At 40.3% G+C, this 7,723-nt stretch carries 9 protein-coding genes; 6 read left to right on the top strand and 3 right to left on the bottom strand.

Translation table 11 applies throughout. From position 1 onward, the window contains the following. Positions 1-130 precede the first annotated feature (130 nt). Both MOB01S_RS11430 and MOB01S_RS11425 read right to left on the bottom strand, forming a co-directional pair. A complete protein-coding gene (locus MOB01S_RS11430) occupies positions 131-1,024 on the bottom strand; it encodes a LysR family transcriptional regulator (protein WP_066805556.1) in 894 nt (297 codons plus the stop codon). A gap of 87 nt (positions 1,025-1,111) precedes the next feature. After that, the gene (locus MOB01S_RS11425) at positions 1,112-1,681 is read right to left on the bottom strand and encodes a TetR/AcrR family transcriptional regulator (protein WP_066805554.1); all 570 of its coding nucleotides are present in this window, start codon (positions 1,679-1,681) and stop codon (positions 1,112-1,114) included. A 131-nt stretch (positions 1,682-1,812) separates the two neighbouring features. Here MOB01S_RS11425 and MOB01S_RS11420 point away from each other — a divergent pair, with 131 nt between their 5' ends. The 5 genes from MOB01S_RS11420 (at position 1,813) to MOB01S_RS11400 (ending at position 6,455) form a co-directional block, all read left to right on the top strand. Next, entirely contained in the window at positions 1,813-2,655 is an 843-nt protein-coding gene (locus tag MOB01S_RS11420) for an N-acyl homoserine lactonase family protein (protein WP_066805551.1), read from the top strand. A 145-nt stretch (positions 2,656-2,800) separates the two neighbouring features. Then, positions 2,801-3,382: an NAD(P)H-dependent oxidoreductase gene (locus MOB01S_RS11415; RefSeq protein ID WP_066805549.1), complete on the top strand. Its 582-nt coding sequence runs from the start codon at positions 2,801-2,803 to the stop codon at positions 3,380-3,382. A 187-nt stretch (positions 3,383-3,569) separates the two neighbouring features. Then, positions 3,570-4,592: an alpha/beta hydrolase gene (locus MOB01S_RS11410; RefSeq protein WP_066805547.1), complete on the top strand. Its 1,023-nt coding sequence runs from the start codon at positions 3,570-3,572 to the stop codon at positions 4,590-4,592. Between the two features lie 141 nt (positions 4,593-4,733). After that, complete coding sequence (locus MOB01S_RS11405) at positions 4,734-5,195, top strand: cyclophilin-like fold protein (RefSeq protein ID WP_218016101.1); 462 nt, start codon at positions 4,734-4,736, stop codon at positions 5,193-5,195. 159 nt (positions 5,196-5,354) lie between these two features. After that, complete coding sequence (locus tag MOB01S_RS11400; RefSeq protein ID WP_066805545.1) at positions 5,355-6,455, top strand: MBL fold metallo-hydrolase; 1,101 nt, start codon at positions 5,355-5,357, stop codon at positions 6,453-6,455. 105 nt (positions 6,456-6,560) lie between these two features. Here the strand turns inward: MOB01S_RS11400 and MOB01S_RS11395 are convergent, their stop codons facing one another. Then, entirely contained in the window at positions 6,561-6,959 is a 399-nt protein-coding gene (locus MOB01S_RS11395) for a MerR family transcriptional regulator (protein WP_066805543.1), read from the bottom strand. Between the two features lie 70 nt (positions 6,960-7,029). On the opposite strand from MOB01S_RS11395, the gene MOB01S_RS11390 reads away from it, so the two are divergent. Beyond that, a complete protein-coding gene (locus MOB01S_RS11390) occupies positions 7,030-7,644 on the top strand; it encodes a cation diffusion facilitator family transporter (protein WP_066805541.1) in 615 nt (204 codons plus the stop codon). Positions 7,645-7,723 lie beyond the last annotated feature (79 nt).

Below are 7,723 nucleotides of genomic sequence, written 5' to 3'. Positions count from 1 at the left end.
CGGTTAGTATACACAATTGTTCAATTTATATTCATTTGGGATAAAATAAATTTGCTTAACTAAAATAAGTCATTCTCTGGTTTTTAGATTGCACAAATCATCCGTAATGAGAAATTTTTAGCATTATAATTTATACCACCATTTCAAGCAAAATTTTCCTCAGCCATTCATAAGCCACATCGCCCTGTGTGCGTTCGTGCCACGCAAGGTGCATTGAAAAACCATCAATCGCAATCGGTGGGGATTTGAGTACCACATTGGATAAAGTTTGTGCCAATTTTTCAGGCAGCACCGCCACCAAATCCGATTCTTGTAGCAACTGAGGCAACAGCAAAATATTGTTTACCGACACCATCACCTTGCGATTTAAGCCCAGCGATTGCAATGCCAAATCGGTCGCCCCACGAAATTCGCCGCCATTGTACGAGAGCATCGCAAAGGGCAAATGGCTGAATGTTTCTGCCGTCAAAGGCGTATTTGCCATAGGGTGCGTTTTGCTCATCGCACAAATATAGCGTTCATCATACAGTTTTTGCTGATACATATCAGGCGTGATATGTTGATGGCTGGTCATTGCCAAATCAATTTTATTTTGTTCAAACAATGCCTTAATATTTTGCCCCTGCACAGGCAACAAGGCAACCTGCACATTGGGTGCAAGCCGTCTTAATTTTAAAATCAAAGGCAGGGCAATAATTTGTTGAATATAATCCATTGCCCCAATTCTTAAAGTCATCGTTAAAGTTTGTGCTTCAAATTGGGCAGGTGTGAGCATCGTCTCCACATCAGCCAGCACTTTTTTGGCAATCGCCCCAAGCTGTATTGCACGGTCAGTCGGCACAATGCCGTGCTGCACCCGCACAAAAAGCGGGTCGTCAAAACTTGCCCGCAAACGGTTTAAAATGCCACTCATCGCAGGCTGTGTTACCGACAAGCGATGAGCGGCACGGCTGACATTCTGCTCATCAAGCAGCACCACAAAGGCTTTGAGGAGGTTTAAATCCAGTTTTCTCATATCAGTCATTGTGATAGACCATCTTTTATTTTGTTATTGGTTATGATATGGGGGCTGTGTTTGGATTTCAAGCGGTGTTTTTGCAAAAATCATTTTTCAGGCAGCCTGAACGCTTTTCAACACCCGCACCATTTCTATCCACGCCTCAAACACCTGTGGAATGGGCAAAAGTTTGCCTTGTTCAAAATAATATTTATGGCTTTCGAGGGCGATGGTGGCAAAAATATGGGCTTGGTAATCCCAGTTTTTATCAGCCCAATTTTTATCATCTGATGTTATCCGTTTGGCGTGGGCGATAAAGGCGTTTTTTAACAGCGTGTGCATATCGTCATACAAATGATGGCGTGGGGTTTTGATTTGCCAAAGTGCCAAAATCAGCCGTCTTTTTTCCAATAAGCGGTTGCCGATGGTTTGCATAAATCGCAGTAAATTGTCGCTTTCAAAACGCTTTTTGAGCAGGTCTTGATACTCTGCTTTCACTTCTTTTATCAATTTGCCGACCAAATCGCTTTTGCCTGAATAATAACGGTAAAAAGTGGTGCGGTTAATCAAGGCTTTTTCAATGATTTCTTGGACTTGCACTTTTTCAAATGGCTTTTCATCTAATAATTCAATCAAAGCGTTAGCGATTGCCAGATGGGTTTTGATTACTCTTAAATCGTTCATCTTTTTTCAAAATAAGCATACATTTTTGTAATTCTATCTGTATATCCTGTTAAATACAAGGATTTTGGTGTTTGTATGGCTTGTTTATGCCTTGTAAAATATACTCAATTTGACAAAACAAGGTTTTAACAATGATTAAAGTGCATTGTCTGACAACAGGTTGGGTACAAATCAAAATTCATCATCAAGTGGCACGCTTTTTTGCCCGTCCTGCCCGTGTGCTTGATGTGCTGACCGATAAAAAATGGTCGCCCAAATTGCCGATTGGCTGTTGGCTGATTGAACACGATGAGGGTTTGATTTTGGTGGATACGGGCGAAAGCAGTCGTGCCAACGACAAGGGTTATCAACCGTGGTGGCACCCATTTATGCAGTTTTGCGAACGGCGTGGGGTCAAAAAACACGAAGAAGTGGGCGAAGTGCTAAAAGCAAACGGCTTTGACCCCCTGCACATTGACACGGTGGTAATGACCCATATGCACGGCGACCACGCAGGCGGTATTGCCCATTTCCCAAACAGCCGATTTGTGATGAGCCAAACTGAAAAACAGGCAATCAACGCCCCAAATGCGGTGATGAACGGCTATTTAACAATGCACTATCCTGATTGGTTTAAGCCCGATGGTATCGCCTTTGATGATGGGGCGTTTGAAAGTTTTGAACAAAGTCATAAATTGACCAAAGACGGCAAAATCCGCCTTGTGCCAACCGCAGGACATACGCTGGGGCATTTGGCGGTGGTGGTGGATATGGGCGAGTATGATATTTTGATTGGCGGAGATGCGTCATACAGCGAACAAGATATGCTTGCTGGCAACATTGACGGCGTGTGCATTGACGGGCATCTGCACCAACAAAGCACCGCCAAAATGCGTCAGCTTTGCCAAAGAAAACCGACCATTACCCAATTTGCCCACGATGAAAAAAGTGAATATCGGCTGAAAAATAAGGTGTTTACGGTGGTGGGGGATTGATGAAAATGCCGTTTGGATTTTTAAATTCAAACGGTGTTTTTCTTTTTAAAATGGGCAAAATAACCTTTTCAGGCTGCCTGAAAACCTTGAAAATACCAATCTTAACCCCATTTATCTTTTTATTTTTCACTCAAAGGTCAAAATTATGCAAAACATCTTAATCATCAACGCTCATCAGCCTTATGATTTCTCCAAAGGCGAATTAACAAAGTCCTTAATTGATGTGGCGACACAAGTTTTACAAAATAAAGGTTTGACGGTCAAACACAGCTTTGTTACTGATTACACCGTGCCTGATGAACTTGAAAAATGGCAATGGGCGGACGCAGTGATTTTGCAATTCCCAAGCAATTGGATGATGATACCGTGGCTTGCCAAAAAATATATGGACGATGTGTTTACGGCTGGAATGGGCGGCATTTTGTGCAATACAGACGGTCGTTCATCAGCCAACCCAAGTATCAATTACGGCACAGGCGGAAAAATGCACGGCAAAAAATATCTGCTTTCTGCTACCTTTAACGCACCCAAAAATGCGTTTGATAATGCAGACGAATATTTATTTGCTGGCAAAGGACTTGATGATTTGTTTTTCCCCATACATTGTAATTTTAGATTTTTTGCAATGACAGCATTACCGACTTTTGCCTGTTTTGATGTGATTAAAAATCCAACGATTGAGCAAGATTTAAAGGATTTTGAAAGCCATATCAATCAATATTTTTAAGCGTTTCTTAAACACCGTTTGGAAAAATTCAAGCGGTGTTTTTTTATTAAAATTTTGCAAATAAACTTTCAGGCTGCCTGAAAACAACTTTTCATTTTTGAAAATCTGATTTCCCAAAATAGCTATTTAACCATCAAGTCTAAAATTTTATAATACGCTCATTCCATTCCAATAAAAGAGCAATTTTATGAAAAAATTCAAAACTACCGCCATTGCCCTGACCTTTTCCGCTTTGGCATTGGCACTTTCTGCTTGCCAAACCACCTCATCAAGCCAAGTTAGCGTAAATGCCAACACCGCCATAGACCAAGCCATCAGAGTCAACAGCAAGGCAAGCACCCAGCACACCAAGCAAATGGCAACCGCCAATAAACTCAATCACATCAGCTATGCCAATGTCGCTTATGACAACATCAACGAACGCCAAAAACTGGACATTTATTTGCCCAAAAATCATCACAATAATGCCCCTGTGGTCTTATACATTCACGGTGGCGGATTTATTACTGGCGACAAAATGGAAGTAATGGGCGGTTCACACAAAAATGTAGAAGAAATGATAAAACGCCTGCTTGACAATGGTTATGCGGTGGTGTCGGTGGGTTATCGCTTTTTGCCCGATGCTCTGCTTGATGGTATCAGCAATGATGTAACAAAAGCCTTTGAATTTGTGCGTAAAAATGGCAAACAATACGGCTTGGACAGCAATCGCATTGCGGTAATGGGCGAAAGTGCAGGTGGGCATTTGGCACAGTGGCTTGCCGTAACGCAAGGCAAACACATTAAGGCGAGCTTGCCCTATTATGGTTCTGCTGATTTTGTCAATATGACCGCCACCACCAAAGCCCAGCCCCAATGCGAAGAGACAAATTGGGCAAATGTGATACAAGCCGACATTCCCCAAGATTTTGATTTGAGTGCCTATGCCGTTGGCGAAAAATACGGCTCGCCTGCCTTTATCAAAAAAGCCACCGCATTAAGCCCCATTTATCGGGTTTCCAAAGACACGCCACCGACTTTGATGTTTCACGGCGATAATGATTGTGTGGTGGCTCACGAACAATCGGTTCGCTATTTGAAAAAATTGCAAGAATATCAAATTCCTAGTGAGCTTGTTATCGTAAAAGGCGAAGGACACGCCACGCCAAAATTTTGGACAACACCAGAATATCAAGAAAAAGTATTGGCATTTTTAAAACAATATTTGTGATAAATTAAAAGAGAAAACACCGTTTTTTTAAAATAAAAGCGGTGTTTTTCTTTTTAAAATGGGCAAAATAAACTTTCAGGCAGCCTGAAAATGAAATTGGGCAGTTAATTTGTTATAATACTTTATTTTAAAAGGTAAAAAATGAAAGCCCATTTATTTGCTATTTTAATGGCGGTCAATGCCACATTCATCACAGCCTGCAATGCCGAGCCAAACAACCACACCGCCCCCAAACAGGAAATTTTGATGAACCAGTCCGCCATTGTTTTACAAATCAACAATCAAACCTTTGATTTACAATTAGAAAATAACGAAACCGCCACCGCTTTTGCCAATCTGTTACCGCTTGATTTGGCAATGGACGACCATTTAAACAATGAAAAATTTGCCACTTTGCCCAAATCTTTGCCAACGAACGACCAAAAAATCGGGCGTATCCAGATTGGCGATGTCCTGCTTTGGCAAGGCGATACGGTTGTGATTTTTTATGAAAGTTTTGACAGCAATTATCGCTACACCAAAATCGGCAAAATCCGCCAAACGGACGACTTAAAAAACGCTTTGGGGCGTGGTACGGCACAAGTCAAATGGGGCAATCCATAAACACAACACCGCTTGGGGGAAATTCAAGCGGTGTTTTTTGGGCAAAATATTTTCAGGCAGCCTGAAAAAATATCCAATTAGGCAAATTTTTAATCCAATTAGGCAAGAAACACACCACCAAAAATACTAAAATAAGCGGTCAATTTTTGAGAGAATTTAATGAAAAAAATGTTTATCGTTTTTTTAATCATCATCACCGTTTTGGTGCTTGTTGTCGTGGCGTATTTGCAATTACCCTTATTTGGGGCAAATCCAACAGGCGAACGCCTTGCCAAAATCCAAACTTCACTGCATTATAAAAACGGTCAATTTCATAATTTATCCGACACGCCCACTTGGACAGGCGATACTTCTATTATCAAAGGTTTATACCGTTTTTTATTTGAAAAAGATAAAAATGTCGCCCCAAAATCGCCCATACCGTCCATTAAAACCGATTTAAATACTTTACCCAAAAATAAAGATTATTTTGTTTGGCTTGGACATTCGTCTTATTTGCTACATTTAAATCAAAAAACTTATTTGATTGACCCTGTGTTGGTATCGGCAACGCCCCTGCCTTTTGGGGGTAAACCATTTAAGGGAGCGGATATTTATATGCCCAACGATATGCCAAAAGTGGATTATTTAATCATTACCCACGACCATTATGACCATTTGGATTATGACACAATTAAAGCAATGAAAGATAGGATTGGGCAAGTGATAACGGGGCTTGGCAACGGTGCTCATTTTGAACGCTGGGGCTTTTCGCCCACGCAACTCATTGAATTGGATTGGTATCAGGACATCACTTTGGGCGACTTGCACATTACCGCCTTGCCCACTCGCCATTCATCAGGGCGTGCCTTAAAACAAAATCAAACGCTGTGGGCATCATTTATGTTACAAGCGGGCAATAAAACCATTTATATCGGTGGCGATAGCGGTTATGATGTGTTTTTTAAAGACATTGCCAAGCAATTTCCTAATATTGATGTGGCGATTATGGAAAATGGGCAATATGATAAAGATTGGGCAAATATTCATTTTTTGCCTGATGATTTCATTCAAGCGGTCAAAGATTTAAATCCCAAAAAATTATTGGCGGTACATAACAGCAAATTTGTGCTTGCCAAACACGCTTGGGACGAGCCGATGAAGCTGTTAAGCCAATCTGCCGAACAAGAAAACTTGCCGTTATTCACCCCAAAAATCGGCGAAGTGTTCTACCTTGATGATAATCCTGATTTTGAAAAATGGTGGGAAAGGGTGGAATAATGAACAATAAAAACACCGTTTGAATTTGATATTCATATCAAGCAAGCGGTGTTTTTATTTGGAAATTTTGCAAAATAATTTTCAGGCAGCCTGAAAAATATTCCGCTATTCTTTTTCTTTAATACCTTGAATAATCTGACACTTATCAACCGTTTTATTTTCACAACCCACAAATTGCATTAAAAAAGTTTTAACTTGTTGCAATTGTGTGATTTGTTCGTCCAAGTATGCCAAATGTTGCTTTGCAAGTGTATTGACTTCATTGCATTGTTTAGTAGGCGTTTGTTGTAATTGCAACAGTGTTTTGATGTTATTTAAAGAAAAGCCGAGATTGCGACAGGCTTTGATAAAGCGTAATTGAGCAAGTGTTTGTTCGTCAAATACACGATAGCCATTTTGTTGGTGAGAGGGGCTGATTAAGCCTTGTTTTTCATAATAACGAATGGTTTCCAAATGCACGCCTGTTTGTTCGCTGGCTTGTTTAATTTGAAAAATTTTTGACATTTTGGCTTGACCCTGTAATGACTACGGAGTTTATAGTATAGCAAATTTCATCTTAAAACAGGAGCAAAAAATGCCGTGCCAAAATTGTTGCGGTTCAAATCAGCCTACTCATCAATCGCCCAAATACAAAAAAGCTTTGTGGATTGTCTTGATATTGAATTTAACAATGTTTTTTGTAGAAATTGTAATGGGGATAAAATCAGGTTCAACTTCGCTGTTATCGGACAGTTTAGACTTCTTGGGTGATAGTGCCAATTATTTGATAAGTTTGATTGTTTTACCAATGGCGTTAAGTTACCGTGCCAAAGCGTCTATGGTCAAGGGGCTAACGATGGGCAGTTTTGGTTTATTTATTTTAATTACTACCGTTTATCGTATGTTTTATGGGGAAATTCCCAGTTATTCTGAAATGAGCATTGTGGGATTTTTGGCGTTATTGGTAAATGTGTCAGCATTGCTGATATTGTTAAAATTTCGTGATGGCGACAGCAATGTCCGAAGTGTGTGGGTGTGTTCCCGAAATGATGCCATTGGTAATGTAGCGGTGATTTTGGCTGGTATAGCGGTTTATTTTTTTGGGTCAAAATATCCTGATTTAATTGTGGCGTTTATTTTGGCATTTTTAGCATTACAAGCCAGTCAAGAAATCATCAAAAGGGCTTGGGCGGAATTAAAAGTCAGTTAATTTAAAACACCGTTTGAACTAGGTTCAAGCGGTGTTTTTGTGTGGAAATTTTGCAAAATATTTTCAGGCTGCCTGAAAA

It is taken from the genome of Moraxella oblonga NBRC 102422, from assembly GCF_001598275.1.
Classification (GTDB): Bacteria; Pseudomonadota; Gammaproteobacteria; order Pseudomonadales; family Moraxellaceae; genus Moraxella; species Moraxella oblonga.
The sequence above is the reverse complement of the archived record's forward strand: the minus strand, read 5'-3'. Positions and strand labels throughout refer to the sequence as shown.